Origin of the sequence: Xanthomonas sp. 3498 (assembly GCF_014199795.1) — a bacterium.
Taxonomy (GTDB): Bacteria; Pseudomonadota; Gammaproteobacteria; order Xanthomonadales; family Xanthomonadaceae; genus Xanthomonas_A; species Xanthomonas_A rydalmerensis.
The window spans coordinates 238,989-265,918 of the sequence record NZ_JACHOH010000002.1; the positions used below are offsets into that span (position 1 = coordinate 238,989).

At 68.5% G+C, this 26,930-nt stretch carries 26 protein-coding genes; 17 read left to right on the plus strand and 9 right to left on the minus strand.

The features are described from left to right. The first annotated feature begins 27 nt into the window (after positions 1-27). From GGR66_RS06130 to GGR66_RS06160, 7 genes are read left to right on the plus strand one after another with little or no spacing between them, the layout of a single operon-like run. Positions 28-3,576, plus strand: a complete 3,549-nt coding sequence (locus GGR66_RS06130) for a phage tail tape measure protein (RefSeq protein ID WP_184447647.1) — start codon at positions 28-30, stop codon at positions 3,574-3,576. A 2-nt stretch (positions 3,577-3,578) separates the two neighbouring features. Next, positions 3,579-4,181, plus strand: a complete 603-nt coding sequence (locus GGR66_RS06135) for a DUF2460 domain-containing protein (RefSeq protein WP_184447648.1) — start codon at positions 3,579-3,581, stop codon at positions 4,179-4,181. Further along, positions 4,178-5,053, plus strand: coding sequence for a DUF2163 domain-containing protein (locus GGR66_RS06140; RefSeq protein WP_184447649.1), 876 nt, complete (start codon positions 4,178-4,180; stop codon positions 5,051-5,053). The genes GGR66_RS06135 and GGR66_RS06140 overlap by 4 nt, the downstream gene beginning before the upstream one ends. Beyond that, positions 5,050-5,499, plus strand: coding sequence for an NlpC/P60 family protein (locus GGR66_RS06145; RefSeq protein ID WP_184447650.1), 450 nt, complete (start codon positions 5,050-5,052; stop codon positions 5,497-5,499). Before GGR66_RS06140 ends, GGR66_RS06145 begins: the two co-directional genes overlap by 4 nt. Then, a complete protein-coding gene (locus GGR66_RS06150) occupies positions 5,475-9,335 on the plus strand; it encodes a glycoside hydrolase TIM-barrel-like domain-containing protein (RefSeq protein WP_184447651.1) in 3,861 nt (1,286 codons plus the stop codon). Before GGR66_RS06145 ends, GGR66_RS06150 begins: the two co-directional genes overlap by 25 nt. Position 9,336: 1 nt before the next feature. Continuing rightward, entirely contained in the window at positions 9,337-10,782 is a 1,446-nt protein-coding gene (locus GGR66_RS06155) for a DUF2793 domain-containing protein (RefSeq protein ID WP_184447652.1), read from the plus strand. After that, positions 10,779-11,201: a hypothetical protein gene (locus tag GGR66_RS06160; protein WP_184447653.1), complete on the plus strand. Its 423-nt coding sequence runs from the start codon at positions 10,779-10,781 to the stop codon at positions 11,199-11,201. Before GGR66_RS06155 ends, GGR66_RS06160 begins: the two co-directional genes overlap by 4 nt. Positions 11,202-11,330: 129 nt before the next feature. On the opposite strand, the gene GGR66_RS06165 is transcribed toward GGR66_RS06160, so the two are convergent. From GGR66_RS06165 to GGR66_RS06170, 3 genes are all read right to left on the minus strand, one after another. Further along, positions 11,331-11,483, minus strand: a complete 153-nt coding sequence (locus GGR66_RS06165; RefSeq protein WP_184447654.1) for a hypothetical protein — start codon at positions 11,481-11,483, stop codon at positions 11,331-11,333. A gap of 77 nt (positions 11,484-11,560) precedes the next feature. Then, positions 11,561-11,767 (minus strand): helix-turn-helix transcriptional regulator, encoded by a 207-nt coding sequence (locus GGR66_RS21360; protein ID WP_326520945.1) that lies wholly within the window; start codon positions 11,765-11,767, stop codon positions 11,561-11,563. Further along, positions 11,764-12,045, minus strand: coding sequence for a hypothetical protein (locus tag GGR66_RS06170; protein ID WP_304942325.1), 282 nt, complete (start codon positions 12,043-12,045; stop codon positions 11,764-11,766). The genes GGR66_RS21360 and GGR66_RS06170 overlap by 4 nt, the downstream gene beginning before the upstream one ends. A gap of 184 nt (positions 12,046-12,229) precedes the next feature. On the opposite strand from GGR66_RS06170, the gene GGR66_RS06175 reads away from it, so the two are divergent. Both GGR66_RS06175 and GGR66_RS06180 read left to right on the plus strand, forming a co-directional pair. Next, positions 12,230-12,718: a hypothetical protein gene (locus tag GGR66_RS06175; protein ID WP_184447655.1), complete on the plus strand. Its 489-nt coding sequence runs from the start codon at positions 12,230-12,232 to the stop codon at positions 12,716-12,718. Between the two features lie 75 nt (positions 12,719-12,793). Next, positions 12,794-13,126, plus strand: a complete 333-nt coding sequence (locus tag GGR66_RS06180; RefSeq protein WP_184447656.1) for a hypothetical protein — start codon at positions 12,794-12,796, stop codon at positions 13,124-13,126. 54 nt (positions 13,127-13,180) lie between these two features. Here the strand turns inward: GGR66_RS06180 and GGR66_RS06185 are convergent, their stop codons facing one another. Then, positions 13,181-13,582 (minus strand): hypothetical protein, encoded by a 402-nt coding sequence (locus GGR66_RS06185; RefSeq protein ID WP_184447657.1) that lies wholly within the window; start codon positions 13,580-13,582, stop codon positions 13,181-13,183. Positions 13,583-13,635: 53 nt separating this feature from the next. Between GGR66_RS06185 and GGR66_RS06190 the strand changes: the two genes are divergently transcribed. Together GGR66_RS06190 and GGR66_RS06195 are read left to right on the plus strand one after the other, a co-directional pair. After that, the gene (locus GGR66_RS06190; RefSeq protein ID WP_160967387.1) at positions 13,636-13,914 is read left to right on the plus strand and encodes a hypothetical protein; all 279 of its coding nucleotides are present in this window, start codon (positions 13,636-13,638) and stop codon (positions 13,912-13,914) included. Between the two features lie 96 nt (positions 13,915-14,010). Next, positions 14,011-14,556, plus strand: coding sequence for a lipocalin family protein (locus GGR66_RS06195; RefSeq protein ID WP_184447658.1), 546 nt, complete (start codon positions 14,011-14,013; stop codon positions 14,554-14,556). A gap of 242 nt (positions 14,557-14,798) precedes the next feature. Here the strand turns inward: GGR66_RS06195 and GGR66_RS06200 are convergent, their stop codons facing one another. From GGR66_RS06200 to queG, 3 genes are read right to left on the minus strand one after another with little or no spacing between them, the layout of a single operon-like run. Beyond that, positions 14,799-15,185, minus strand: coding sequence for a hypothetical protein (locus GGR66_RS06200; protein ID WP_184447659.1), 387 nt, complete (start codon positions 15,183-15,185; stop codon positions 14,799-14,801). A gap of 28 nt (positions 15,186-15,213) precedes the next feature. After that, complete coding sequence (gene xseA, locus GGR66_RS06205; RefSeq protein ID WP_184447660.1) at positions 15,214-16,554, minus strand: exodeoxyribonuclease VII large subunit; 1,341 nt, start codon at positions 16,552-16,554, stop codon at positions 15,214-15,216. Between the two features lie 26 nt (positions 16,555-16,580). Beyond that, positions 16,581-17,708, minus strand: a complete 1,128-nt coding sequence (gene queG / locus GGR66_RS06210) for a tRNA epoxyqueuosine(34) reductase QueG (RefSeq protein WP_184447661.1) — start codon at positions 17,706-17,708, stop codon at positions 16,581-16,583. Positions 17,709-17,731: 23 nt separating this feature from the next. Between queG and GGR66_RS06215 the strand changes: the two genes are divergently transcribed. From GGR66_RS06215 to GGR66_RS06240, 6 genes are all read left to right on the plus strand, one after another. Then, positions 17,732-19,219 (plus strand): NAD(P)H-hydrate dehydratase, encoded by a 1,488-nt coding sequence (locus tag GGR66_RS06215; protein WP_184447662.1) that lies wholly within the window; start codon positions 17,732-17,734, stop codon positions 19,217-19,219. Then, entirely contained in the window at positions 19,216-19,698 is a 483-nt protein-coding gene (gene tsaE, locus GGR66_RS06220) for a tRNA (adenosine(37)-N6)-threonylcarbamoyltransferase complex ATPase subunit type 1 TsaE (RefSeq protein ID WP_184447663.1), read from the plus strand. The genes GGR66_RS06215 and tsaE overlap by 4 nt, the downstream gene beginning before the upstream one ends. An 80-nt stretch (positions 19,699-19,778) precedes the next feature. Then, positions 19,779-21,356, plus strand: a complete 1,578-nt coding sequence (locus tag GGR66_RS06225) for an N-acetylmuramoyl-L-alanine amidase (protein ID WP_184447664.1) — start codon at positions 19,779-19,781, stop codon at positions 21,354-21,356. 134 nt (positions 21,357-21,490) lie between these two features. Next, positions 21,491-23,362, plus strand: coding sequence for a DNA mismatch repair endonuclease MutL (mutL, locus tag GGR66_RS06230; protein WP_184447665.1), 1,872 nt, complete (start codon positions 21,491-21,493; stop codon positions 23,360-23,362). Then, positions 23,362-24,291 (plus strand): DUF1684 domain-containing protein, encoded by a 930-nt coding sequence (locus GGR66_RS06235; protein ID WP_184448079.1) that lies wholly within the window; start codon positions 23,362-23,364, stop codon positions 24,289-24,291. The genes mutL and GGR66_RS06235 overlap by 1 nt, the downstream gene beginning before the upstream one ends. Positions 24,292-24,304: 13 nt before the next feature. Then, the gene (locus GGR66_RS06240; protein ID WP_184447666.1) at positions 24,305-25,285 is read left to right on the plus strand and encodes a TraB/GumN family protein; all 981 of its coding nucleotides are present in this window, start codon (positions 24,305-24,307) and stop codon (positions 25,283-25,285) included. 160 nt (positions 25,286-25,445) lie between these two features. Here the strand turns inward: GGR66_RS06240 and phaR are convergent, their stop codons facing one another. Next, on the minus strand, positions 25,446-25,964 hold the full coding sequence (gene phaR, locus GGR66_RS06245; protein ID WP_184447667.1) for a polyhydroxyalkanoate synthesis repressor PhaR: 519 nt from the start codon (positions 25,962-25,964) through the stop codon (positions 25,446-25,448). A 207-nt stretch (positions 25,965-26,171) separates the two neighbouring features. Beyond that, positions 26,172-26,912 (minus strand): beta-ketoacyl-ACP reductase, encoded by a 741-nt coding sequence (locus GGR66_RS06250; RefSeq protein WP_160967408.1) that lies wholly within the window; start codon positions 26,910-26,912, stop codon positions 26,172-26,174. Positions 26,913-26,930: the final 18 nt, after the last annotated feature.

Here is a 26,930-nt window from a genome sequence, read left to right on the forward strand (position 1 = left end):
GTCTTTTTGCTTTCTGGAGCCTCCCGCGTGACTTCGACCGCCGCAACCATCGACGTGTTGTTGCGGGCCAACACGGCCGCCTATCGCGCGGAGATGGTGAACTCGGCTCGGGTCACGACCCAGAGCCTGAAGGCGATTCAGGCGGATGCCGCGCAGACGGCGACCTCGATCGCCAACCTCAACCGCGCCGCGGCTGGCTTCCTCGGGTTCACGGCGGTCGCTGCCGGCGTGCGGTCGCTGATCGACGCGCAGAAGTCGATCCAGCAGATCCACTACGGCCTGCAGGGCGCGACCGGCTCGGCCGCCGTGGCGGAGAAGGCTTACGCGTTCGTCTCCCAAACTGCGAAGGAGCTGGGCCTCGACCTGGAGACGGCGGCCAAGAGCTTCACCAGCATGTCGGCCTCTGCGACCGCCAACGGCGTGGCACTGCGCGACCAGGAGGAGCTGTTCCGCCAGCTGTCGCGCTCGGCGACGGTGATGCACCTGACTAGCGATCAGGTTTCGCGCGCTACCACCGCGCTGAGCCAGTCGTTCGGCAAGGGTAAGTTCCAAGCCGAGGAACTACGGCAGCAGTTGGGCGAGGCGATCCCCGGCATCGTGCCGCGCTTCATGCAGGCGGTCGCCAAGATGAACGAAGGCACGGCGCTGGCCGGCAAGTCCTTCGACAAGCTGCTGCAGGACGGGGACCTCAACGCGCAGAAGTACCTGCCGGCGATGATCGAGGCCCTGCGGCAGACGGGCCGTGGCGCGGAGGATGCGGCCAAGGGCCTCAACGCCGAACTCAACCGCCTGTCCTCGGCCTGGTACAAGCTCAAGGTCGACGCGAGCGGTGGCGTCTTCAGCGAGGCCGCGACGGCGTCCGTCCGTCTGATGGCCGAGAACCTGGACAAGGTTGCCGGGGCCGCCACGATCGCCGCTGGCGTCGTTGCCGGCCGCCTGTTGGGCTCAGGGGCCAGGACCGCATACAGCGCCGTCGCGGCGCCTATCGCCGAGCGATCCGCTGCCGCCACGCAAGCCAGCGAGATGGCCAACCTCGCCCTGCAGAGGACGCGCGAGACGACGGCGCAGATGGACCAGGCACGTGTGTCAGTGCGCTCTACCGCTGCTTGGAAAGCGCAGACCGAGGCGGCCAAGGAAGTGGCTCGCGAGGAATTGAGCGTCGCGTACGCCGCCAAGGAGGCCGCTCAGCGAACCCTCGATCACCAGGCCGGCGCTGCAACGCTCTCGGCAAATCTGCGCGCCCAGCGTGAGGCGCAGGAGGCAATGGTTGTCGCCCAGCGCAACCTCAACCGCGCCCAACTCGAATACAACGCCACTGTGGCCTCCGGGGTCAAGGCTGATGCTGCGTCCACGGCTGCGAAGGTGCGTCTGACGGCTGCTCAGGATGCAGCGGCCATCGCAACGAACGAACTTGCCGCAGCCAGGATTCGGGAGTCGGCCGCCGGGTCGGCGGCAGGCTTGGGCAGCATGGTCTCCAGCGGCCTGAAGAGTGCCGGCTCGGGGCTGCTGGCGCTGGCCGGCGGCCCTTGGGGCGCCGCGGCGATCGCCATCGGCAGCGTGGCGGTGGCCTACACGGACCTCGTGCGCAAGTCGGAAGAGGCGCGCGCCGAGTACCAGCAGCAGATCAAGTCCCTGGACCTGATGCGGCTGTCGATGCAGGACACGGTCGAGCAGTACAACAAGGGCAAGAAGTCGATCGCCGACCTGGCCGAGGAATGGAACACCTCCGGCCAGGCCATGAAGAAGAACGAGGAGCGCATCAAGGCGCTCCAGGCGGCCATCGACAACTACCAGGGCCGGATCAAGGAGGCCCAGACCTCGACCCGTGAGGGCTCGGGCCTGCGGATCAGCGCTGACTACGAGGGGCTGCAGAAGGCCCAGGCCGAACTGCAGAAGTTCCAGGACCAGGTCGCGCCGGTACGCGCGAAGTTCGTCGAGCTGGAGTCGACCCTGCGCTCGTCGCTGGACCCGGCCGTGTTCGAAAAGCTGCGCGCTGCGGCGCTCAAGGCCGACGACGTCCAGTTCGCAAAGGTGTTGGCCGGCCTGAGCGACATCCAGCGCCAGGCGCTGTTTGCCGCGGACGCGCTGCGCAAGATCAGCCAGACCGGCACGGACGAGATCTGGACGCGCCAGGTCGCGCGCCTGAAGCGCGAGCAGGGCGACTACCAGGCGTGGCTGGCCACCGAGGCCAAGAAGTACATGGAGGCCACCGGCACCAACAACTTCGCCTCGGCTTGGAAGGTGCTGACTCCCGAACAGCAGCAGGACTTCATCAAGCGGCGCGAGTTCGTGAAGGCGGACGTGGCCGCGGAGAAGGAGTGGAAGGACCAGCAGAAGGAGAACACTGCTGCCGCGCGCGAAAGCGCGTCGGCGATGAAGCAGCAGGAGGGCCAGTACGCCTCGATCATCGACCGCATCCAGAAGCAGATCGCCCTGGACAAGGAGCAGATGGGCCAGACCGAGAACATGACGGCCGCCCAGAAGCTGCAGGTGGCGGTGACCACCGAGCTCGCCTCCACCAAGAGCAAGCTGTCGGACGAGGAGGAAAAGCGCGTCCGCACGCTGCTCGACGAGGCGGTCGCCCAGGGCAAGGCCCTGGCCGCGCAGCAGTCGGCGAAGAAGGCGACGGAGGATCTGCTGCGGCTCAAGAAGGAGCTCAACGAAGCCGCGCGCACCCAAGAGCAGGGCAACGCGGTCGATCTGCTCGGCATCGGCCGGGGCAGCGACGACGTGGAGCAGATGCGTCGGCGCATCCAGCTCAAGGACGATTACGACCGCCGGCTGACTGACCTCAACGACCGTAACGCGACGGCCAACAACGGCGCCGGGTACACCGACAAGCAGTACAAGGAACAACTCGACGCGCTGGACGGCTTCCACGCATCTGCGCTTGAGCGGGAAGCGGTCTACCAAGAGCAGCGCAAGGCATATCAGGCCGACTGGGCGAACGGCGCGATTCGCGCGTTTCAGGACTATGCGGCTCAGGCCGCCAACACCGCCGACCTAACCAATACGCTTGTCAGCGGCCTGTATTCGGGGCTGGAGGAGTCGGCACTCAGCTTCTCGAAGACGGGGAAGCTGACCTTCTCCAGTCTTGCGGATTCGATCCTTGCCGATCTGCAGCGCATCGCGGTGAAGAAGGCGGTTATGGGTCTCGCAGGTGCTATCACTGGAGGCGGCGGCACCACGGGCAGCCTTCTGGACCTCTTCTCCGGCGGCTTCATGGACTTCGACACCGGCGGCTACACCGGCCCCGGCGGCGTGAAGGAGCCGGCGGGTGTCGTGCACAAGGGCGAGGTGGTGTGGTCCCAGCCCGACATCGCCCGCGCCGGCGGCGTCGCTGTCGTCGAGGCCATGCGCCGCGGCCACCGTGGCTACGACACCGGCGGCGTGGTCAGCGGCGGCGCGCGGATCCGGGTGCCTTCCCAGCAGGATGCCGCGCGCTACCACGGCGGCGGCCAGGGCAGGGTCGTGCAGCAGACCCTCAACGTGAAGATCGAAGGCCGCCCCGACGGCCGCACACCTGACCAGTTCGCGCGCGCGACTGCGCGAGAGACAGCAAGGGCACTGGCATAACCATGGACTACATCGACGCGAGACTGTCGGACCTCGTCGCGTTCGGCTTTTCCGGAGGCCCGGAGTGGAGAACGCGCATCGTGCAGCTCAACAACGGCCAGGAGCAGCGCAACGCGCAGTGGCTCTACCCGAAAAGCCGCTTCAAGGCGCAGTACCTCAACCTGCTTGAGGCAGCCAGGGACGAGATCCAGGCCGCGTTCAACGCGGCGCGCGGGCAGCTCTACTCATTCCGGTTTCGCGACTGGAACGACTTCCTCGCGCGTGGCGAGCGCATCTACCCGATCGCCGGCACCCGTGACCCGGTACAGCTCATCAAGAGCTACACCATGGGCGCCGTCACCACGATCCGGAAAATCCAGGCGCCTGTCGCTGAGACCGTGACGGTGCGCGACAACGTCGCCGGCGTGGTGGCTGGAACGCTCGACGCGTCGCTCGGGTTGTTCACCCCGGCCAGTGCCTGGGGTAGCACGCCGTACACCTGGAGCGGCGAGTTCGACCTGTGGGTGCGCTTCGACAGCGACTACAACGCCTTCACCATCAACAACCGCAGCGGCGACGAGTTCGTGGCCACGGCCGACATTGAGCTGGTGGAGGTCCGCCGGTGAAGGAGATCCCGACCAAGTTGCGCGACCACCTCGCGCAGGAGTGCACCACCACGTGCACGCTGCTCAAGGTCGTGTGCGCAGGCTCCTTCGCCGGCCGCGTGCTGGGGTTCACCAGCCTGGACGAGACGCTGGTCTACAACGACGGCCTGCACACCGTCAGCTACTCGCGTGACAACGGCTTCGTGCCGTCGGCCTACGAATCGTCGTCAGAGCTGTCGCCGGACAATACCGACGTGGCCGGCTACGCGACCAACAGCGGCATCACCATGAGGGAGGTGCAGGCCGGCCTGCTGGACAACGCCGAGGTGACCATCTACCGCGTGAACTACATGGACCTGTCGATGGGCCACGAGGTGATTGGCTACGGCAAGACGGGGCGGCAGAAGCCCAATGGAAAGGGGTGGCGCGTCGCGTTCAAGAGCGTGCTGCGGCTCATGGATCAACCCATCAACCCGACATGGTCGCTGACCTGCAAGGCGCAGTGGGGGGATTCTCGCTGTGGGATGCCGCTTGAATGGTTCGAGGGCACCGTCGGCGCAGTCGGTGACGATCCGATGCGCATCTTCGTGCCGGCCGGCCTTGCCCAGGACGCCGGCTATTTCGCGCCAGGGGTCGTGGAGTGGCTATCCGGTGCCAACGCCGGCGCCGACATGGAAGTCGAGGCGTACTCGCAGGCGCGCGTACAGCTTTCGCTCACGATGTCCTATGCGATCAAGAAGGGCGACCGGTTCCGAATCCGCCGCGACTGCGACAAGCTCGCGTCGACCTGCAAGGCGCGCGGCAACAAGCTGCGGTTCCGAGGCGAGGACTTCACGCCTGTAGCCCAGGCCGCGCTCATGGTGCCCGGCGCATACGCCAAGGTGCAGTCGTGAGGCGGCCGGAGGAGGCCATCGCGGCGGCGCGCGGGCTGCTCAAGGTGCCGTGGTTGCACCAGGGGCGCAACCCTCGCGTAGGCATCGACTGCGTGGGCCTGCTGGTGCTGGCCTATGCCCTGGACTACGACCACACGAGCTACTCCACCCATCCGCATGCCGGCCAGCTTGAGGAGCACCTGGAGCGCGCACTGGGCCCGCATCGCCTGGAGCAGCCCGGCGTGTCCGCCGATAGCCTCCGACCTGGTGACGTGCTGGCCATGACCAGCCCCGGCGGCAGGACGGCTCGCCATGTTGCTCTGGTCGCCGACTACGTCCACGGCGGCCCCTCGATCATCCACACCGACTCAGCGCTCGGCTGCGTCGTCGAGTGCGCGCTGGACAGCGGCACCGTCACTCAAATCCACAAGGTCTACAGCCCATGGGCGGCTCTGCAAGACAAATAGCCGGCGGTGTCGTCGGCGCCGTCATCGGTTACTTCGTCAGCGGCGGCAACCCGACCGGCATCGCCTGGGGTTTCTCGATCGGTGCCGGCATCGGCGCGTCGACGATCACGACGAACGTCTCCACCCCTCGGCTCACCGACGCCGTCAACCAGACGAGTACGGTGGGCGGCACGATCGCCCAGGGCTCCGGCGCGTTCCCTTGCAGCGGCAACCTCATCTGGGTCTCCGGTCTCAAGGAAACCAAGGTCAAAAAGAAATCGGGCGGCAAGGGTGGTGGCGGCACGTCCACGACCAGCTGGCGCTATTCGCGCAGCTACGCCATCGGCGTGTGCCTCCACGACATCGACCAATTCATCACGATCAAGCGCAACGGCAAGGTGGTGTACACGGTCGATCCGTCGGCGTCTGTGGACGACGTGGGCTACTCCAGGCAGTGGGCGGCCAAGGTGCGCATGTACCTCGGCTCCGAGACCCAGATGCCGGATCCGACCATCGAGTCGCTCGAAGGCGCCGGCAACGTGTCTGCGTATCGCGGCCTGGCCTACATCGTGGTCAAGGACGACGACCTGACCGACCTACTCGGCGCGGTGCCGCAGTATGAGTTCGTGGTGAGCCGGACGATCCGGAAGGCCAATGACCCCGTGCTCAATGGCATCAAGGCGGTGACGCTGATCCCTGCGACCGGCGAATTCCTGTACGCCACGACGAAGCACAGCGCGGAACTCGGCGTGCAGTACTTCGAGAAGGCCGACTTCAACTTCCTCGCGAACAACGGCAAGTCCGACATCGAGAACTCGATGGATCTGCTTGCGCAGACGCTGCCGAACTGCGACACGGTCGCCATCGTTGCCTCGTGGTTCGGCACGGATCTGCGGGCGGACCAGTGCGAGATCCTGCCGGGGTGGGCCAAGGGCGACGGTTGGGGCCGGATCTACTGGGATGGCGGCAACTCCACGCAGTGGATGGTCAACGGGTCGAAGTGGGACGGCGACGGCGGCCGGGTCTGGTACATCACCGGGGCCGGCCCCTATGGCACTGAGCCGGTCTATGGCGCGACGCCTTCCGACAACTCGATCGTCGAGGCAATCGCCTTCCTGAAGTCCCGAGGGAAGCGGGTGATCTTCTACCCGTTCATCATGCTCGATATCCCGAGCTCGAACTCGAAGCCGAACCCCTACAACCCAAGCGCGTCGCAGCCGGCAAACCCGTGGCGTGGCCGCATCACCTGCCACCCCGCCTACGGCGTCGACGGGTCGCCCGATGGCACCAGCGCTGCCGCCGCGCAGGTCAATACCTTCTTCACCCGCGACTACGGGTTCAACCGCTTCATCAACCACTACATCAACCTCTGCGCGCAGGCCGGCGGTGTCGACGTTTTCCTGATCGGCTCGGAGATGGTGGGCCTGACGAAGGTACGCGACTCGCAGACCAACTGCCCAGCGGTCGCGCACCTGCGCACGCTGGCCGCCAACTGCAAGCAGGCCATGCCGAGCTGCAAGGTGGGCTACGCCGCGGACTGGACGGAATACAAGGGCCACCAGTACGGCAACGATCTGATCTTCGGGCTGGACCCGCTGTGGGCTGACCCCAATATCGACTTCGTCGGCATCGACAACTACTTGCCGATCGCGGACGTACGGAGCGAGCAGAGCGGCAACCTGATCTACGACATCGACTACCTCAAGCGCAACATCGAGGGGGGCGAGTACTTCGACTGGTACTACCTCGATCGGCCGAACAACGTCAAGGCGCCGATCACCGACGGCAGCTATGGCGAGCCGTGGGTGTTCCGCCAGAAGGACATTCGCAGCTTCTGGTCGAACGAGCACCACAACCGGCTCGCCGGCGTGCGGCAGTCCAGTTCCACCGGCTGGGTGGCCAAGTCCAAGCCGATCTGGTTCACGGAGTTCGGTTGCCCGGCGATCAATCGGGGGCCGAACCAGCCGAACGTGTTCTACGACGCTAAGTCCTCAGAATCGGCGCTGCCGTACTTCTCCACCGGCGTGCGCGACGACGGCGCGCAGTACGCCTACCTGCGCGCGATGCTCGAATACTGGACCGCCAACGGCGGCGACATGCTGTCGCCGCGCAACATGGTGGCCTGGACTTGGGACGTGCGGCCGTTCCCGCACTTTCCGAACGAGATGCGCTGGGATGGCAAGAAGTCGCTCGGCTACTACTGGGCCGACCACGACAACTACGCGCGCGGCCACTGGCTGCAGGGCCGGCTGGGCATCTCGTCGGTCGCGGCGCAGATCCTGGAGTTGGCGGAACAGGTGGGCCTGGACCAGCAGCAGCTCGACCTCTCGGGCCTGGCAAACACGCAACTGCGCGGGTTCCGCCTCGCGTCGGAGTCGACGGCGCTGAAGGCGATCGAGCCGCTGCAGATGGCCTACCTTTTCGACGTGGCCGACTACGACAAGCGGATCCACTTCGTCCCGCGCGGCCAGTCGCCGGTCGTGGTCATTCCCTACGACGACCTGGTCGAGCCGGCTTCGGCCGACGACACGCCGCTCGACTTCGACCGCGTCGAAGAGACGACCCTGCTGCGCAAGCTGTCGCTGACGGCCTTCGACCCCACCATCGGGTACCAGACCAACACCCAGTTCGCCGAGCGCACGATCAGCACGATCCAGGCGACCGGTGAATCGAGCCAGGAGCTGCCGCTGACGATGACGCCGGACGAGCTGGCCACCACGGCGGCGCGGCGCATCAAGATCGCCTGGGGCGAGAAGGACAAGGCAGGGTTCCGGACGACGACGAAATACTCGCGGCTCACGCCTACGGACGAGGCCTGGGTCGAGGACGAGGACGGCGAGTTCCACCGCCTGCGCCTGACGCGGGTGGTGGAGGATTCCGGGGTTCTGACGTTCGAGGGTCAGCGCACCGCCGCCTACATCTACGATGCCGAGGGCACCGGCGTGCACGCGTACCCGCCGGCGAGCACGACGCCTGGCACCGTCGGCGCAACCACGGTGTACGTCCTGGATCTGCCGGTGATCAAGGACACGCAGGACGTCCTGGGTGTGCACGTCGCGCTGCTCGGCAACGGAGAGGGGTGGAACGGCGCGTCGATCCAGATCTCAACCGACGGCGGCGCCTCGGTCTACCAGAGCGTGGATGCGCCGATCGACTCGTCGGTCGGCTTCACGGTGACGGATCTGCTGGCCGAGCAGGGACCGACGTACCTGTCGAGCCAGGCGCTGACCGTGACGATGAGCGACCCGCCTGAGTCGATCAGCGAGGCCGCGAAGCTCAACTATGGCAACCGCATGGCCGTGCGCACACCCAGCGGCGCCTGGGAGATCATGCAGTTCGACCAGGTGGTGACCAACGACGACGGCTCCTACACCCTGGGTGGCCTGGTCCGCGGCCGCTACAACAGCACCACCGGCGCCATCCCAGCCGGCGCGGTGTGCGTGCTGCTCAACGACTACACCTACTTCCTGCCGATGGAGTCGTGGATGGCTACCGCGACGCTGCATGTGCGCGCGATCAGCAACGGCTTGACGGACGACGACGTCGAGTGGCACGGCTACAGCAACCTGCGCCGCTCGCAAACCGAGTGGCCGCCGGCGATGGTCAAGGCGGTGCGCGACAGCGCTAACGCGGTGACGGTGTCGTGGATCGGCCGCGGCCGCATCGGCGCCGAGATCTCGGCGCGCAACTCGCAGTATTTCGGCGGCTACAAGGTCGCATGGAGCGACGGAGTCGTGGCCACCACTACCGACACCTCGATCACCCGCGCCTCGGTTCCGGCCGGCGCGACCGTCCGCGTCTGCGGCATCAACATCCTCGCCGGCGACGGCGACTACTCCGACCCCGTGAGCACCTGATATGGCCAACACCCCGAACGTCGGCTTGCCGACGATGGACCCCAACGTCCTGCAGCCCTCTATCCCGTTCAACACGGCCATGCAGCTGCTGGACGCCGTCGCGCAGATCGTGGTCACGTCCACGGCCAACACGCCGCCGACCACCACCGCCGGCGACGTCGGCAAGGTCTACCTGATCGACAGTGCGCCCACGGGCGCCTGGGCGGGGAGGGCAGGCCAGTTGGCGCTGTGCACCGCGCCGTCGCTGTGGGCCTACCTGACGCCGCGCGTGGGCTGGTACGCCGACATCGGCGGTGGCCTGAAGCGCTTGAGCAGCAGCGGCTGGGTGGCTGTGGGCGGCGGCTCGGGCGACTACGTCAACAGGGCCGGCGACACGATGACGGGCCAACTCAGCGCGCCCAAAGTCTATTCGTCCGGTGACCTGGTGGCGGTGCTGACCGCCTACGCCCAGCAGTTCCAAGCGCGTTTCGCCAAGGGGCAGGACGGCCAGCCGGATCAGACCGAGGGCTGGCTGCTGCAGACGCTCGACGCCGACGGCAACAGCCTGGGCGGTATCTACGCCAACGCGTCCGGCCTGAGCCTGGTCAACAACAAGGGCGGCGGCTGGAGCCAGCTGCAGATGCTCAACAACGGGCAGATCCTGCTCAACGGCTGGGCGCCGCAGGGCCGCAACCTGCTGATCAATGCCGACATGCAGATCAACCAGCGCGTTTTCGGCGGCGGCGCGCTCGCGGCCGGAGCCTATGGCTACGACAGGTGGAAAGCCGGCAGCGGTGGCTGCAACGTGTCGGTCAACGGCTCAGGGGTGATAACCCACACCAGCGGCCCGCTGGTGCAGATCGTCGAGGCGCCCTCGGGCGTCTACGGGGGTAACGTAACGCTGTCGGTGCAGGATCCCAGCGGCTCAATCGACGTGTCGGTGGGTGGCGTCACCGGCACCATCACCGCCGGCAGCGGTCGCCGCGGCGTCACCCTGGCGATCCCGTCCAGTGGCAGCGGCAACCTCACTGTGCAGCTGACGGCCACGAACGTGACCTACAGCCTTCCGCAGCTAGAGCGGGGCGGCGCGGCCAACGCGTTCGAGTACAGGCCGAAGTCAACGGAAATGCAGCTGTGCAAGCGCTACTACGAGAAGTCCTACCCGGCTTCGGTCAAGGCCGGCACTGTGACGGCCGAGGGCTACGTGAATTGGTTCTTCAATCTAAGCAGCTACGGCATGTCCTACATGGTGCCCTTTCAGGCAGATAAAGCTGGGACCCCCGCGGTGACGCTCTACAGTCACGAGACCGGCGCCGCTGGCAAGGTGCGCGACGTGCAGGCTGGCGCAGACGTGGAGGCGCGAGTTGGGGGGCAGGGGCCGGCAGGCTTCCGGAATTACTTCGTGCCGTCCTCGACCCCGGCGCAATTGAATGTCGGCCACCACTGGGTGGCGGAGGCGGAGCTGTGACCGACTACCAACTGACCGAAGATCCGAACGTCGTCATGCGCCTCGCCGATGGCGCGTTCATCCCTCGCGGCCACCGCTGGTGGGGCGAGTACGAGGAATCGCTGGCGGCAGGCAACGCGGCGGCCCCGGTGCCGGTGACGCGCGCCGACCTGGTCGCGGAGACCAGGGCCCGTATCGGCGCGTGGCTAGATCAGGTCGCGCAATCGCGCGGCTACGACAGCATCGTGTCGTGCGCATCCTATGCTGCCAGCACCAACGAGCAGTTTCGGGCCGAAGCCGCGGCGGCGATCGCGTGGCGCGACGCCGTCTACGCCAAGGGCTACGAACTGCTGGCCAGCACGCCGGAGGGTGTCGAAACGCCGGAGGCGGTCTTGGCGCTGCTGCCGCAGCCGACGGAGTTCGGCTGGCCGGCGACGTAGGAATTTGCCGACACCTTGGTGGGGAGCGCCCCGATACCGCGCCTCCGGCAGCCATGGGACTCTATCGCTACCGGACGCGGGGCCAGCATGGCCGCTCAACCCGCGGGCGCCTGAGCAGCGCCTGGCCGGCTACGAAGCGTGCCGCTTCAGCAGGCGCCGCAACTCATCGCGGCAGGCCCGCAGCGTGGCCGCTGATGCGTCCATGCCATCGCGATGGCGGTCTGCGGCCTCTTGATCCCACTCGGCGATCAGGTCTTGCAGTTCGGCCAGCAACTCGTCCATCCGCGCCTCCAAGGTGTGGGTGTCCACCACGATAGCCGGCCTCCAAATACCGAGTGTGACGCGGAGTAGGCCCGCAATCAGCTTGCCAGGCTCTCCAGGGCGAACTGGACTGGGTAAGGGGCAGCCCTGTACGTGGGGTGGTCAGGCGACACCAAGTAGTAGCGCAGTTGCCGCTCGCTGATACCAATGCGGGCGGCCGCCTGGCGCTGAGACAGGCCCGTGCTTTCAATCAGCGCCCGGAGATACTCCGGGCGCGGGTCATGCTTCGAAGCGTCTGGGCTCATGCGAACGCTGCGAGCATTTCATCGATTCGCTGCTGGTCGTGGGATGCATCCGCGCCCAGCCACTTCACGTAAGCGTCCACGCTAGCCTGATCATCCGCATCGACCGCAACCTGCGTCGGACCCGACTGCGCGAGAAAGCTGTTGTCGTCGAAGACGTAGATCGTGTAACCCTCGCCGTTCCAGATCTGGTCCTTCGCGATGGCTAGGGATTCGGCCGCCTCGGAAGCAGTGGTCGTGTCGTTGTGCTGCTGCGCAATCTGCTGGGCAATCTTGGCCATGAGCCTCTCCTTGTAGCGCCGCGCCGGGGTGGCTGGCATGGATGTAAATTAGGCAATATGTTCCTAACGCGCAAGGGGTTCCGGTGCTTTTGGTAGACAACCCGCTATTCCGGGGTCTTGGCGTGTTGTATGACAGGATCTCTCGCCCTAGCTTCGCGGCTGCGACCCAACACGGAGTGTTCCCATGCGCAGCCTGAAGTTGCTTGTCCCCGCGATTCTCCTTGCCCTCACTGCGGGCGCGGCCGGCGCCGCCAACAAGAAGCCGAACCCGGCCGACCTCATTCCCGGCTTGGGCGAAAGCGTGCCGGCCGGCGCGAAGAACATCAGCCTGTCGCCGAAGTTCAAGGTGTACAAGTTCAGCAAGGACGGGCTGGACTATGTCCAGGTCAACTCGTTGAAGGACGAGGTGCTGTCGGTCACCATCGTCACGCCTGGCGTCCAGTCGAATCTGCCGATCGGACGCGCCGCCGAAACGACCATGGCGGTCGTCAACGACGACAAGCAGCAGCCCATGGGAATGGTGACCGCCGCGGCGACGTGCCCATGCAGCTCCCAGGTAATCTACGACGACGCCACCACCCGCATCGTCGTGATCTACGGCGCCAACGGCGAGTACATCCAGACCGTGGTCATCGACAAGCGCACCCCGAGCACCCCGAAGCCGAACACCTGACGCCGCGGCTGAAGTCTTCAGGGGGCGGCCCCAACCCGTCGCGGGTCCTGCGACGCCGGCGGGTAGCATGGCTGCATGCCCTCCCGATCTGCACATCGCGCCGCGCTCCGCCGCGCCCTGGAACCCAGCGTCATCCCTCCCGAGGGTGTGGCGCTGCCCAGCTTGCCCGACAACATGAACTGGCTGAATCCTGTCATCGGGAACGACCATGACAGGGACATTTGGAATCTAATCCGCATCCTGCCTGGCCACGCCGAGACGGTCGCCTCGATCAAGCGGAGGGGCGCGCCGAGCGGATTCGGAGTGCTGATCGTCAAGGGGGACCAGGAGCCAGCACGGACTCTGCCGCTCGCCCTGGCATTCGAGGCGGCGGCCGAATGGGCTGCTGGCACCCCTCGATCCGGCTGACTGAACTTGCACCGAATTTGCACCAGTGCGGGATTCTGCATCCGCTGCGACGCGCTACAGTAGATTAGTAGTGCTGCTAATTGATTCGCTGCGACCTTTTAAAATCAAATGGTTACAGTTCAGCTTGCGGATTGAAAATCCCCGTGTCGGCGGTTCGATTCCGTCCTCGGCCACCATTCTTTCAGGGCTTGCAGCAATGCAAGCCCTTTTCTTTTGCCGCAAGGTTTTGCGGCGTTTGTCCGGCTTTTGCGGCTTGTTGTTGTTCCGGTGGTCCCGGTAGCCGGAGTTGCCGCGGCGTCGCCATCCGGACTCTGTGCCGCATCCGTGCGCTATGCAGACTTCCGCATGCGCCCGCGGCTTTTGACGGCTGCCTACACCGAGCGCATGTGAAGAAGGCGTGTCCAATTCTGTAGACAAATACGCCCCTTTCACGGTTTTCCGGGATATTTCGCTCAATCAATGGCGCCGCCTGTCGTAATCATAGGCATGGGCAATCAGGGGACCTGCCAATGACCAGCGGATTCGGACGGATATGTGGCGGCGTCGTGCTGCTGTGGGCCATGGCGGGCACCGCGATGGCGGCCCCCGCCGACCAGGCGGAGCACGCGGGCGAGCAGGGCGGTCCCGGTGCCGATGCGCCTTACATCGAGCAGGTCGGCTCCGAGTGCGTGATGGTCAACACCTATCTGCAGCGACGCGACGGGGTGGTCGAGCGCGTGGTGCTGCGCGAGCCGGTGCAATGCGCCAGCCAGCCGGACCAGCGCTCCATGGCCGACCTGAGCAACTGACCGGCCGTGCCATGATTGCCGGCGTTCCGCGCCGCGCTTTACATCGCTGCGCAGCTCCTGCATAAGCTGCTGCTTCCCGTCCATCGGAACCTGCGCATGCGCTTCTCGCCGATCGCGCTGCTGTTGCTGGCGTGCCTGTTGTGCCTCGCACCGCCGCTGCGCGCCGCGCAGCCGGTGACCTCGGTCGCCGAGTTCGATCTCGGCCGTTATGCCGGGCAGTGGCACGAGATCGCGCACCTGCCGGTCTCCTTCCAGAAGAAATGCGTCGGCGACGTCACCGCGGCCTACGTGTTGCGCGACGATGGCCAGATCGGCGTGCGTAACGCCTGTCGCACTGCCAGCGGCGACAGGCTGGCGGCCGAAGGCGTGGCACGGCGAGTGGAGGGGCATCCCGGGCGGTTGCAGGTGCGCTTTGCGCCGGACTGGCTGGGCTGGGTACCGTTCGTGTGGGCCGACTACTGGGTGATCGCGCTGGATCCGGATTATCAGTGGGCGTTGATCGGCGAACCTGGGCGCAAGTACCTGTGGGTGCTGTCGCGCTCGCCGCGCATGTCGCGCACGGTGTTCGAAGGGATCAAGGCCAAGGCGCTGGCGATGGGGTATGACCTCGATCCGCTGCTGGTGGTCGCGCCGCTGGATTGACGTTGGGGGCGCCGGTCGCCTCGCCACGCGGCCTCATGTGCCGAATGTCTCGTGTGTCGTCTCGGTAGGTGTTGTGGGCCGCGGGCTTGGCAAACGGGCCGGCATGCCTGCGCGCTTCGCCTTGCCGCGATGCGATGACATGCGCCAGCGACGAACTGCCGCTTGTGTCTCACGCGCAGCGCGTGTCGGACGGTTGCATTCGCGTGGCGAGGAGCCGCACTGCGCGCATCGCGTGATCCGCGCTAGCTGGGAAACGCCGTCAGCGCCGCGTCCAGCAGCGCCGCGCTGTCGCCGTCGCGCAGGGTCTGCAGTGCGCTGCGACCGTCGGCGAGGCGTACCTCCCGCAGCCATTGCGACAGCGTCGCCAGGTCGCTGCCGCAGCCGTTCCAGGCCACGCAGATGGTCTCGCCGACATTGTGCAGGTCGGCGTGGTTCAGGTGCTCCAGGGTGCCGTCGTGCGCAAGCCAGGCGAGCGCGCGTTGCGCATCCTCCGGCGCGCCATAGGCGGCGCCGTCGATCAGCGACAGCAGGTCGCTGCTGTCGGCGCGGCGCGCGGCCCGGCGCCGTTCGGCGCGGCGCATGCCCTGCAGGATCGCCTTGATCCTTTCTTCGTGGGGGTTGCCGGTCATGGGCGGCAAGGGCGATGGGGCGAAGGGATCACTCCGTGCGCTCGGCACGCAGGTGCAATTCGCCGTCGGCCAGGCGTGCGCGCAGGCGATCGCCGGGCGCGACCTGGGCTGCCGAGCGCACCACGCTGCCGTCGTCGGCGCGGCGCAGGATGCTGTAGCCGCGCGCCACCGTGGCCAGCGGGCTGACCGTCTCCAGTGCACGGGCCAACGCACGCAGGCGCTGCGCATCGGCCTGCAGCTGCCGCGCCATCGCCGCCTGCGGGCGCCGGCCCAGCGCAAGCAGGCGCACGCGCAGCATCGCCAGCCGACGCTGCGGTTGGGAGGCGCGCAGCACTGCGGCGGCATGGCGCAACTGCGCATGGCGGCGTTCCTGCTGTTGCCGCCAGACTGTCTTCAGCCGTCGTCCGAGCTCGTGCTGGCGGCGCTGCAGCAATTGCAGGCGCGCTTGCGGACTCTGCGCCTGCAGGCGCAGCAGGGCGCGGTCGGCGCGTTGCTGCGCTTGCCGCAGCCGGTGCTGCTGCCAGCGCAGCAGCGCGGCATGCTGGGCACGCAGGCGCGCACTAAGATCGCGCTGGTCGGGGACCAGCAACTCGGCGGCGACCGACGGCGTCGGCGCACGCAGGTCGGCGGCGAAATCGGCCAGGGTCACGTCGGTTTCGTGGCCGACCGCCGACACCACCGGGGTGATGGCCGCGGCGATGGTGCGGGCCAGGTGTTCGTCGTTGAACGCCCACAGGTCCTCCAGCGAACCGCCGCCGCGGGTCAGCAGGATCGCGTCGTAGCGGCCGCTGGCGTCGGCCTGGCGCAGCAATGCGGCGATCTGCGCCGCTGCGCTGTCGCCCTGGACCAGGCTCGGCAGAATGTCCACCTGCAGCAGCGGCATGCGCCGGCCGAGCACGCTCAGCACGTCGCGCACTGCGGCGCCGCTGGGCGAGGTGATGACCGCCAGGCGGCGCACGAACCCGGGCAGGGCGCGCTTGCGCTCGCTGGCGAACAGGCCCTCGGCGGCGAGCCGGGCCTTGAGGTCCTCGAACGCGCGGCGCAACGCGCCTTCGCCGGCCTCCTCCAGGTGGTCCAGCACCAACTGGTAGTCGCCGCGCGCTTCGTACAGGGTCAGCCGCCCGCGCGCGAGCACGCGCAGGCCTTCGCGCGGCACGAACCGCAGCCACTGGCTCTTGGGCTTGAACATGGCGCAACGCACCTGTGCGCGCGCGTCCTTCAGGGTGAAGTACAGATGGCCGGACGAGGGACGGGTGACGTTGCCCAGTTCGCCTTCCACCCAGGCCACTGAGAACGTGCTCTCCAGCAGGTCGCGGGCCAGTGTGTTGAGCTGGCTGGGGCTGAGGATCTGGTCGGCGCGATCGGGCATGCGGGCAGTGCAGGGCGTACGGGCGCCTATCCTCGCACGTTCGCTTTCGGCATCGGCGCTGCCGGCGCTGCCGCCACACGGGTCGGCGCCTGCGCATGCTGCGCCAGCGCCCATTGCACGTGCTCGCGCACCAGCGGCGAGGGATGCTGCGCGCGCGCGGCCAGCGCGGCCAGCACCTGCGGCGTGGTCGGGGCGTTGCCCAGCGCCACCGCCAGATTGCGCAGCCAGCGTTCGTGGCCGCTGCGGCGGATCGCGCTGCCTTCGGTGCGGCGCAGGAATTCGTCTTCCTCCCAGGCGAACAACTGCGCCAGCGTGGCCTTGTCCAGATCGTTGCGGGCGCGGAAGTCCGGCTCGTCGCTGCGCTTGGCGAACTTGTTCCAGGGGCAGATCAGCTGGCAGTCGTCGCAGCCGAAGATACGGTTGCCGATCGCTGGACGCAGGTCTTCGGGGATTGCGCCGTCGTGCTCGATGGTCAGGTAGGCGATGCAGCGGCGCGCATCGAGCCGGTACGGCGCGACGATCGCCTGGGTCGGGCAGACGTCGATGCAGCGCGTGCAGGTGCCGCAGTGCGCGGTGGCCGGCGGATCGATCGGCAGCGGCAGATCGACGTAGATCTCGCCGAGAAAGAACCAGGAGCCGCCGTTGCGGTCGATCAGGCAGGTGTGCTTGCCGATCCAGCCGAGGCCGGCGTCGCGCGCCAGGGCGCGTTCGAGCACCGGTGCCGAATCGACGAACACGCGGTGGCCGAACGGGCCGATCTCCTCTTGAATGCGCTCGGCCAGCTTCTGCAGGCGGTTGCGCATCAGCTTGTGATAATCGCGGCCCAGCGCATAGCGCGCGACGTAGGCGCGCTCGCCGTCGCGCAGCGTGTCCCAGGCCGAATCGTCGTCGTTGCGGCCGTAGTCCAGGCCCACCGAGATCACCCGCAGCGTGCCGGGAATGAGTTCGGCCGGGCGCGCGCGCTTGTCGCCGTGCTGGGCCATCCAGTGCATCGTGCCGTACAGGCCCTGCGCCAGCCAGTCGCGCAGATGCGCCTCGTCCTGCTGCAGTTCGATCCCGGCGATGCCGCAGCGCTGGAAGCCGAACGTGCGCGCCAACGCGCGGATGCGCGCGGCCGCAGCGTGGGGGTCGGCGATGTCGAGGCGGGCGGACATCGCGCAAGTATAGAATCCCGTGCATGTACGACTGCTTCGATCTTTATGCCACCGCGGCCGCACGCCGCATCGATGCGCAGGCCACCGCGCTGCTCGGCGGCGACGGCTACACGCTGATGCAGCGCGCCGGCCAGGCCGCCTGGCAGACGCTGCTGCAGCGCTGGCCACAGGCGCAGCGCATCCTGGTGGCCTGCGGCAGCGGCAACAACGGCGGCGATGGTTACGTGCTGGCCCGGCTGGCGCATCGCGCCGGGCGCCAGGTGCGCGTGCTGCAGTTGCCCGGGCGCGGCCCGCAATCGCCGCTGGCGCAGCGCGCCTGCACCGACTACATCGGTGTCGGCGGTCGCATCGAGGAGTTCGACGCAGCGCTGGCGCCAGCCGATGTGGTGGTCGATGCGCTGCTCGGCATCGGCCTCAATCGCGCACCGGACGCCGAACTGGCCGCGCTGCTCGGCGCGCTGGGCGGACTCGGCGCGCCGGTGCTGGCGCTGGACGTGCCCAGCGGCGTGGACGCCGAGTCCGGCAGCGTGCCCGGCGCGGTGTTGCCGGCGACGCTGACGCTGCAGTTCATCGTGGCCCACGCCGGCTTGCATACCGGCGCGGCCTTGAACCATGTCGGCGAGCGGGCACTGGCGACGCTGGAGGTGCCAGCGGCCGCGTTCGCCGGCTGCGCGCCGCGCGCGCAGGCCTGGGCCGTTGGCGCCTTGCGCAGCCGTCTGGCGTCGCGTCGGCAGGACAGCCACAAGGGCGATTCCGGCCATGTTCTGTGCGTCGGCGGCAACCTCGGCAGCGGTGGGGCGGTGATGCTCAGCGCCGAATCGGCGCTGCGCAGCGGGGCCGGCCTGGTCAGCGTGGCGACCCGCGGCGTGCACGTGGCGCCGTTGCTGGCGCGCTGTCCGGAGGCGATGGTGCATGCGGTCGACGAGGCGGCGTCGTTGGCGCCGTTGCTGGGCAAGGCCAGCGTGGTCGCACTCGGCCCCGGGCTGGGCCAGGACGCCTGGGCGCAGGCGCTGTGGCAGGCGGTGCTGGCCGACGAGGACCGCGCGCTGGTGCTGGATGCCGATGCATTGAATCTGCTGGCGCAGGCGCCGCGTGCCGTGCCGCAGGCGGTGCTGACCCCGCATCCGGGCGAGGCCGGGCGCCTGCTCGGCGTCGCCACCGCCGAGGTGCAACGCGATCGCTTCGCCGCTGCCGCGGCATTGGCCGACCGCTACCATGCCGCGGTAGTGCTGAAAGGCGCCGGCAGCCTGGTTGCCGCGCCCGGGCAAACGCCACGGGTGATCGCCGCCGGCAATCCGGGCATGGCGGTCGGCGGCATGGGCGATCTGTTGACCGGGGTGATCGCGGCGCTGCGCGCGCAAGGCCTGCCGGCATTCGAAGCGGCCAGCGTCGGCGCCCTGCTGCATGCCGGCGCCGGCGACCATACCGCTGCCGCGGGCCAGCGCGGGCTGCTGCCCACCGACCTGTTGCCGGCGTTGCGGCGCCTGTCCAATCCGGAATCCGAACCATGAGCATCACCTTGTTCCTGCCCGACAGCGAAGCCACCGAACGCCTCGGCCGCGCGCTGGCCATGACCCGTCCGGCGCAGGCCTCGGTGCATCTGCACGGGGATTTGGGTGCCGGCAAATCGACCCTGGCGCGGGCGCTGCTGCGCGCGCTCGGCGTGCAGGGGGCGATCCGCAGCCCCACCTACACCCTGGTGGAGCGCTACCCGTTGGCCGACGGCGAGGCCTGGCACCTGGATCTGTACCGCATCGGCGCGGCCGGCGAACTGGATTTCCTGGGGCTGGACGAGGGCGGGGCCACGCTGTGGCTGGTGGAATGGCCCGAGCGCGGTGGGGACGTGCTGGCGCCGGCCGACCTGGACGTGCGCCTGGCGGTGCGCGATCGCGGGCGCAGCGTCGCCCTGCAGGCGCGTACCGATGCGGGCGCCGCGTGGCTGGCGCGGGTGGCCGAGGAGGCCGACTTGCAAGGACTTTTTGCCGGCTGACGCTAGAAAGTGAAGGCAGGTTATGGATTATTAAGGGAAAACCGCTTGCCTTTGGCTCCCAGCGATGTTTGAATCGCGTTATGCGCCCGGGGACCCGTTTTTTCACCAGTCTTGCCGCTGCCGCAGGCTGGTGCCTGGCGGTGCAGACGGCGTTTGCCGGGCAGGTACAGTCGGTCTCGCTCGACAACGGTGCCACCGGCACCCGCGCCGAGATCCGCCTGCAGGGCAGTGGCGGCTTCAGCACGCTGTCGCTGGCCAATCCGAATCGCCTCGTGGTCGATCTTCCCGATTCCTCCGCCGCCAAGGGCCTGAAGCTGCCGGCCGGCGGCGGCGTGGTCAGCGCGGTGCGCACCGGACACCCGGTGCCGGGCACCTTGCGCATCGTGTTCGACCTGAGCAGCTCGGTGGTGGCGTTCAAGCCGCAGATGCAGACCGTCGGCGGCAGTTCGGTGCTGGTGATCGAGTGGCCGGGCGAGGCGCCGTCGGGTCGTGCGGTGGCTGGCGACGCGCCGGCAGCCGCGACCCCGGTACCGCAGGCCGCGCCGCCCGTTCCGGCGCCGAAGCCCGCAGTGGATGCGCGCGCCGAAGCAGCACGCGCGACTGCGGCGCTGACCTCGTCGGTGGTGCAGCGTGCCAATCAGCCGGCGCCGACCCCGGTCCCGCCGCCAGTGGCGCCCGCGCCCGCACCGACCATCGTCGCCTCTGCGCCGAGCGTTGCTGCGGCGGTGCCCGGCCGTCCCGTGCCCGGCGTGGTGCCGGCGCCCGCGACGGTCGCGCCGCCGGCGAACGATCCTTCCGAGCGTGACGACGCGGACGACGACGCAGCGGTTGCCGCTGCCGCCGAAGCACGGCCGGTGATGCCGAGCGCGGCATCGCGGGTGAAGATGGCGCCGGGCATGCGCCCGTTGATCGTGGCGATCGATCCGGGCCATGGCGGCCAGGATCCGGGCGCGAGCGGCCCGAGCGGCAAGCATGAGAAGGACGTGACCCTGGCGATCGGCCGCGAACTGGCGCGCCAGATCAACGCCACGCCGGGCATGAAGGCCTACATGACCCGCACCACGGACGTGTTCATTCCCTTGCCGATGCGCGCACAGAAGGCGCGCGCGGCCAAGGCCGACATCTTCATCTCGATCCACGCCGACGCCGCGGAAAACCGCAGCGCGACCGGTTCCTCGGTGTACGTGCTGTCGACCAAGGGCGCGTCCTCGCAGCGCGCGCGCTGGCTGGCGGACAAGGAAAACGCCGCCGACCTGATCGGCGGCGTGCGCCTGCAGAAGACCGACAGCACCCTGGCCAACGTGTTGCTGGACCTGGCCCAGAGCGGGCACATGAAGGCTTCCGAAGACGCGGCCGGCCATGTGCTGGGCGGGCTGAAGCGGATCGGCAACAACCACAAGCCCGAGATCGAGCGCGCCAACTTCGCGGTGCTGCGCACCTCGGACATGCCGGCGATGCTGGTCGAGACCGCCTTCATCTCCAACCCGGACGAAGAGCGCCGGCTGACCGATCCGGCCTACCAGCGCCGCATCGCCGGCGCGGTGCTCGACGGCGTCAGCACCTTCTTCACCCGGCAGCCGCCGCCGGGCACGCTGTTCGCCGCGCGTGCGCAGGCCGAGGCGGAAGCGGCCAGCACCGTGGCCGGCGGCAGCCGCTGAGGCGCTATCATTAACGGCTGATCCTCGATGACGGCGTCCGCGCCGCGAGCCGTGCCGATGTCCTTTCCCTGCTGTCGTTTTCGTCCTGTCGCCAAGACCGGTGCGCGCCTGCGGGTGCATGGAGCGACGGCGGCATGAGCATTCGTCAGCTGCCCGAGATCCTGATCAACCAGATCGCCGCCGGTGAAGTGGTCGAGCGTCCGGCCTCGGTCGTCAAGGAATTGGTGGAGAACGCGCTGGACGCCGGCGCGCACCGCGTCGACATCGATCTGGAAGAAGGCGGCGTGCGCCTGATCCGCATCCGCGACGATGGTGGCGGCATCGCGCCCGAGGAACTGCCGCTGGCGATATCGCGACATGCCACCAGCAAGATCGCCTCGCTGGACGACCTGGAATCGGTGGGCACGCTCGGCTTCCGCGGCGAAGCGCTGCCGTCGATCGCTTCGGTCAGCCGCTTCACCCTGGCCTCGCGCCGTGCCGGCGACGAACACGGCGCGGCGCTGCAGGTCGAGGGCGGCAAGGTCGGCGAGGTGCAGCCGCGCGCGCTGCCGCCGGGTACCCTGGTCGAGGTCCGCGAGCTGTTCTACAACGTGCCGGCGCGGCGCAAGTTCCTGCGCGCCGAGCGCACCGAACTGGGCCACATCGAGGAGTGGCTGCGTTCGCTGGCGCTGGCGCGCCCGGACGTGGAGCTGCGCGTCTCGCACAACGGCAAGCCGTCGCGGCGCTACAAGCCCGGCGATCTGTACTCGGATGCGCGCCTGGGCGAGACCCTGGGCGAGGACTTCGCGCGGCAGGCGCTGCGCGTGGACCACAGCGGCGCCGGCCTGCGCCTGCACGGCTGGATTGCGCAGCCGCATTACTCGCGCGCCAGTGCCGATCAGCAATACCTCTACGTCAACGGCCGCTCGGTGCGCGATCGCAGCGTCGCCCATGCGGTGAAGATGGCCTACGGCGACGTGCTGTTCCATGGCCGCCAGCCGGCCTATGTGCTGTTCCTGGAACTGGAGCCGTCGCGGGTCGACGTCAACGTGCATCCGGCCAAGCACGAGGTGCGCTTCCGCGATGCGCGGCTGATCCATGATTTCGTCTATCGCACGTTGCAGGACGCGCTGGCGCAGACCCGTGCCGGCAGCCTGCCCGGCGCGATCGGTGCCGAAACGGCGTCTGCCGCGGGCGCTGCGGCCTGGGCACCCGCAGGCGCGCCGAACGGCGGCAGTGGGGCGGGCGGTGGCGGACAGGGCTACGGCTACGGTGCGCAGTGGCGCCCGGCACAATCGCCGCTGGGCTTGCGGGTGGAAGAGGCGCCAGCGGCGTATGCGGCGCTGTACGCGCCTGCCGCAGAGGCGGGAAGTGCCACCGGCCTGCCGCGGCAGACCCAGGACCCGGCCGGCGGCCTGCCACCGACGTCCGCCGACAGTGGCGTGCCACCGCTCGGCTACGCCATTGCGCAGTTGCACGGCATCTACATCCTGGCCGAGAACGCCGACGGCTTGATCGTGGTGGACATGCACGCGGCGCACGAACGCATCGGCTACGAGCGCCTGAAGACCGCGCACGACGGCATCGGCCTGCATGCGCAGCCGCTGCTGGTGCCGATCACCCTGGCGGTCGGCGAACGCGATGCCGACACCGCCGAGCGCGAGGCGGAGACGCTGGCCGCGCTCGGTTTCGAGATCACCCGCAGCGGACCGCAATCGCTGCACGTGCGCAGCATCCCGGCCTTGCTGGCGCAGGCCGAGCCGGAGGCCTTGCTGCGCGACGTGCTCACCGACCTGCGCGAACACGGCCACAGCGGCCGCGTCGCCGGCGCGCGCGACGCGCTGCTGTCGACCATGGCCTGCCACGGCGCGGTGCGCGCCAACCGGCGCCTCACCGTGCCGGAAATGAACGCCTTGCTGCGCGACATGGAAGCCACCGAGCGCTCCGGACAATGCAATCATGGGCGTCCGACCTGGGCGCGGTTCACCCTGGGCGAGATCGATCGTTGGTTCTTGCGGGGGCGATGATGGGCAAGCGGGTGTGGACGACGGCGTTGCTGGCGGCGATCGTCGCCTTGGGGGGCTGCGGCAAACAGGCGCCGGCACCGGCCGCGCCGAAGGCGATGGACGCGCGCTTCGTGGCCGACGAACAGGCCTGGCGTGCGCAGCGCCAGCGCGAGCTGCAGGCGCCGGATGGCTGGACCAGCCTGGTCGGCCTGCACTGGCTGGAATTGAAAGAGCACTACATCGGCAGCGGCGCGGACAGCGGCATCCGCCTGGCGGTGGGGCCGGCTCGGATGGCGCTGGTGTCGCAGGTGCAGCGCGAGGTCTACCTGACCCCCGAACGTGGCGCCGCGCTCAGCGTCGCCGGTGCGCCGGTGCAGGGGCGCATCCGCCTGTACAGCGACCATGACCCGCAGCCGACGGTGATCGACTTCGACGACGGCAAGGGCAAGCTCAGCCTGATCGAACGCGGCGGCCGCTATGCGCTGCGGGTCAAGCACGCCGACGCGCCGACCCGGCGCAGTTTCACCGGCGTGCCGTCCTGGCCGCTGGCCGAATCCTGGCGCGTGCATGGGCGTTTCGTGCCCAATCCGCCGGGCACGACCCTGCCCATCGTCGACATCATCGGCGTCACCACGCCATCGCCCAATCCCGGCGCGCTGGAATTCGAGCGCGGCGGCAAGCGCTTCCGCCTGCAGGCGGTCGGCGAGCCGGACGGGAAACTGTTCGTGGTGTTCGCCGACCGCACCAGCGGCCACGGCAGCTACCCGGCCGGACGCTTCCTGGACGTGGATGCACCGGCAGCCGACGGCAGCGTGGTGCTGGATTTCAACCGCGCCTACGATCCGCCATGCGCGTTCACCCCGTTCGCCACCTGTCCGCTGCCGCCGCCGGAGAACCGCCTCGACCTGGCGGTGGATGCCGGCGAGAAGACCTACGCCGCCACCCATTGAACCGAGGATGCCGATGACCCCGTTCCCGCGCCTGTTGCGCCGCCTGCTGCTGGGCCTGTCGCTGTGCCTGGCGCTGCCGGCCTTGGCCCGCACGCCGCCGCCGGTGGCGGCGACGCCCGTCGCACCGGCCGCCGCTGCGCCCGCCGTGGCGCCGCCCACGCCGCTGTTGTGGAAGGTCAGCGGCCCGCGCGGCACGCTGTACTTGCTGGGTTCGTTCCACATGCTCAAGGCCGACGACTACCCGCTGGCGCGCGAGGTCGATGCGGCCTACGCGGCGTCGCCGCGGCTGCTTTTCGAATTGTCGCCGAAGGACGTGGACGCGCCGCAACTGGGTGCGCAGATGCTGCAGGCGGCGCAGCGCCATGACGGCAAGCGCCTGCAGGACGACCTGGACCCGGTCACCTGGGAGCGGCTGCGCCGCTATGCCGCCGGCCACGGCCTGCCGCTGGCGCAGATGAGCGGCTTCGAGCCGTGGTTCGTCGGCCTCAGCATCAGCATCGCCGACATGAAGGCGCAGGGCCTGCAGGCCGATGCCGGGCTGGACCGCCACTTCATGACCCTGGCCCTGCAGGACGGCAAGACCGCCGAGGGCCTGGAGACCGCGCAGGCGCAGATCGACCTGCTCGACGGCATGGACCCGGTGGAGCAGAAGCAGATGCTGACCGAGGCGCTGGACGATGCCGAGCAGGGCGCGGCGCAGACCCTGCGCCTGCACGATGCCTGGCGCCGCGGCGACGAGCGCCAGCTGTGGCAGGAGATCGGCGCGCAGATGAAACGCGACTACCCGCGGCTGTACCAGCGCATCGACGTGGAGCGCAACCAGGCCTGGCTGCCGCGGCTGGAGCAACGCCTGAAGGACGGCGGCGGCGACACCATGGTGGTGGTCGGCGCGCTGCACCTGCTGGGGCCGGACGGCGTGGTCGATGGCCTGCGCGCGCGCGGCTACAAGGTCGAGCGGATCTGCGCGAGCTGCAAGCCGGCGCGGTCGCGCTGAAGCAAGTCTGCGAGGCTTCGCCCGACCCTCATCCGCCCCTTCGGGGCACCTTCTCCCGGTGGGAGAAGGGAGAGGCTAAAGCCCCTCTCCCGCCGGGAGAGGGGTTGGGGTGAGGGTAGGGCGCGCAGCGCCCCGCCGAACCTCGCCCCGCGCGCAGGGATCAGCGCGGACGCGACTTCGGCGCAGCGCCGGCCGGCGGCTCGCCGGGCTTGCCGGTGCCCGTGCCGGCGGCGGGGCGGCCGAAGCCGGCGCCGAGGTTGCGCTGGAACTCCTGCCACAGCTCCAGGTTGCGCTCGGTGAGCTGGTTCATCATGGTCCACGGGGTCTGCCCCAGCAGATTGCCCATCTGCTGGCGGAACTGCTGCTGCTGGTCGAGAAACACCTGCATGCTGCGCTCCAGGTAGTTGCCCATGAAGCCCTGCAGCGAGTCGCCATAGAAGCGGATGATCTGGCTGAGCAACTGCGTGGACAGCATCGGCTCGCCGTCCTGTTCCTGGTCGGCGATGATCTGCAGCAGGACCGCGCGGCTGAGGTCTTCGCCGGTCTTGGCGTCGCGGACTTCGAATTCCTCGCCGTCGATGATCAGCTGGCGAACGTCTTCGATGGTGATGTAACTGGAGATCTCGGTGTCGTAGAGGCGGCGATTGGGATACTTCTTGATGATGCGAATCTCAGCCATGAAGCGATCGCTCTGTGACGGTAGGCGCGCAGCATGGCGCAGCGCAGCAGGGCTTGCAACCGCCGTTACTCCCTGAACACGCGGGTGCAGCATAGAAATCATGCTGCGCAGCATTCGCGGAGCGGCCAAGGGCCGCCACGCTGCGCTTCGCGCCGGTTGGGGTAGCGTTACCTCGCGCGAAAGCCGCCGACTGAGCGGTTCAGTCGATCACCAACCCATATGGTGGCCGCCGTTGATGTCCAGGTTGGAACCGGTGATCCATGCGGCTTCCTCGGCGACCAGGAACGCCACGGCGTAGGCGATCTCCTCCGGCTTGCCGAGACGCCCGGTGGGGATCTCTGCGGCGATCTTGGCGCGCACTTCCTCCGGCACCGCCATCACCATGTCGGTGGCGACGTAGCCCGGCGAGACCGTGTTGACGGTGATGCCGTAGCTGGCGTTCTCGCGCGCCAGCGAAATGGTGAAGCCGTGCATGCCGGCCTTGGCGGCGGCGTAGTTGGCCTGGCCGTACTGGCCCTTGAGGCCGTTGATCGAGCTGATCTGGATGACCCGGCCCCAGCGCTGCTGGCGCATGCCCTCGATCACCGGTCGGGTGACGTTGAACACCGAGTTGAGGTTGGTGTTGATGACTTCGTGCCATTGCTCGGCGGTCATCTTGTGGAAGGTGGTGTCGCGGGTAATGCCTGCGTTGTTGACCAGGATCTCGACCGGGCCGAGCTGGCGTTCGACCTCATGCACCAGGGCCTGCGCGTGCTCGGGCGAGGCGACGTCGCCGGGGACGATGGCGACGTCATGGCCGCGCTCGCGCATGCGCTGCTGCCAGGCCAGGGCCTTGGCCTGGTCGCGGTAGTTGCTGGCCACGCGGTGGCCCTGCGCGGCCAACCGCTCGCAGATCGCGGTTCCGATGCCGCCGGTGCCGCCGGTGACCAGCGCAACGCGTGATGTCATGGATGTCGCTCCGGATAG

What these genes read in the sequence shown, in the direction of transcription:
- GGR66_RS06135 (WP_184447648.1), top strand. Translation starts at nt 3,579, where the DNA reads ATGGACTACATCGACGCGAGACTGTCGGACCTCGTCGCGTTCGGCTTT.
- GGR66_RS06150 (WP_184447651.1), top strand. Translation starts at nt 5,475, where the DNA reads ATGGGCGGCTCTGCAAGACAAATAGCCGGCGGTGTCGTCGGCGCCGTC.
- GGR66_RS06155 (WP_184447652.1), top strand. Translation starts at nt 9,337, where the DNA reads ATGGCCAACACCCCGAACGTCGGCTTGCCGACGATGGACCCCAACGTC.
- GGR66_RS06165 (WP_184447654.1), bottom strand. Translation starts at nt 11,483, where the DNA reads ATGGACGAGTTGCTGGCCGAACTGCAAGACCTGATCGCCGAGTGGGAT.
- GGR66_RS21360 (WP_326520945.1), bottom strand. Translation starts at nt 11,767, where the DNA reads ATGAGCCCAGACGCTTCGAAGCATGACCCGCGCCCGGAGTATCTCCGG.
- GGR66_RS06170 (WP_304942325.1), bottom strand. Translation starts at nt 12,045, where the DNA reads ATGGCCAAGATTGCCCAGCAGATTGCGCAGCAGCACAACGACACGACC.
- GGR66_RS06175 (WP_184447655.1), top strand. Translation starts at nt 12,230, where the DNA reads ATGCGCAGCCTGAAGTTGCTTGTCCCCGCGATTCTCCTTGCCCTCACT.
- GGR66_RS06180 (WP_184447656.1), top strand. Translation starts at nt 12,794, where the DNA reads ATGCCCTCCCGATCTGCACATCGCGCCGCGCTCCGCCGCGCCCTGGAA.
- GGR66_RS06190 (WP_160967387.1), top strand. Translation starts at nt 13,636, where the DNA reads ATGACCAGCGGATTCGGACGGATATGTGGCGGCGTCGTGCTGCTGTGG.
- GGR66_RS06195 (WP_184447658.1), top strand. Translation starts at nt 14,011, where the DNA reads ATGCGCTTCTCGCCGATCGCGCTGCTGTTGCTGGCGTGCCTGTTGTGC.
- GGR66_RS06200 (WP_184447659.1), bottom strand. Translation starts at nt 15,185, where the DNA reads ATGACCGGCAACCCCCACGAAGAAAGGATCAAGGCGATCCTGCAGGGC.
- xseA (WP_184447660.1), bottom strand. Translation starts at nt 16,554, where the DNA reads ATGCCCGATCGCGCCGACCAGATCCTCAGCCCCAGCCAGCTCAACACA.
- queG (WP_184447661.1), bottom strand. Translation starts at nt 17,708, where the DNA reads ATGTCCGCCCGCCTCGACATCGCCGACCCCCACGCTGCGGCCGCGCGC.
- GGR66_RS06215 (WP_184447662.1), top strand. Translation starts at nt 17,732, where the DNA reads ATGTACGACTGCTTCGATCTTTATGCCACCGCGGCCGCACGCCGCATC.
- tsaE (WP_184447663.1), top strand. Translation starts at nt 19,216, where the DNA reads ATGAGCATCACCTTGTTCCTGCCCGACAGCGAAGCCACCGAACGCCTC.
- GGR66_RS06225 (WP_184447664.1), top strand. Translation starts at nt 19,779, where the DNA reads ATGCGCCCGGGGACCCGTTTTTTCACCAGTCTTGCCGCTGCCGCAGGC.
- mutL (WP_184447665.1), top strand. Translation starts at nt 21,491, where the DNA reads ATGAGCATTCGTCAGCTGCCCGAGATCCTGATCAACCAGATCGCCGCC.
- GGR66_RS06235 (WP_184448079.1), top strand. Translation starts at nt 23,362, where the DNA reads ATGGGCAAGCGGGTGTGGACGACGGCGTTGCTGGCGGCGATCGTCGCC.
- GGR66_RS06240 (WP_184447666.1), top strand. Translation starts at nt 24,305, where the DNA reads ATGACCCCGTTCCCGCGCCTGTTGCGCCGCCTGCTGCTGGGCCTGTCG.
- phaR (WP_184447667.1), bottom strand. Translation starts at nt 25,964, where the DNA reads ATGGCTGAGATTCGCATCATCAAGAAGTATCCCAATCGCCGCCTCTAC.
- GGR66_RS06250 (WP_160967408.1), bottom strand. Translation starts at nt 26,912, where the DNA reads ATGACATCACGCGTTGCGCTGGTCACCGGCGGCACCGGCGGCATCGGA.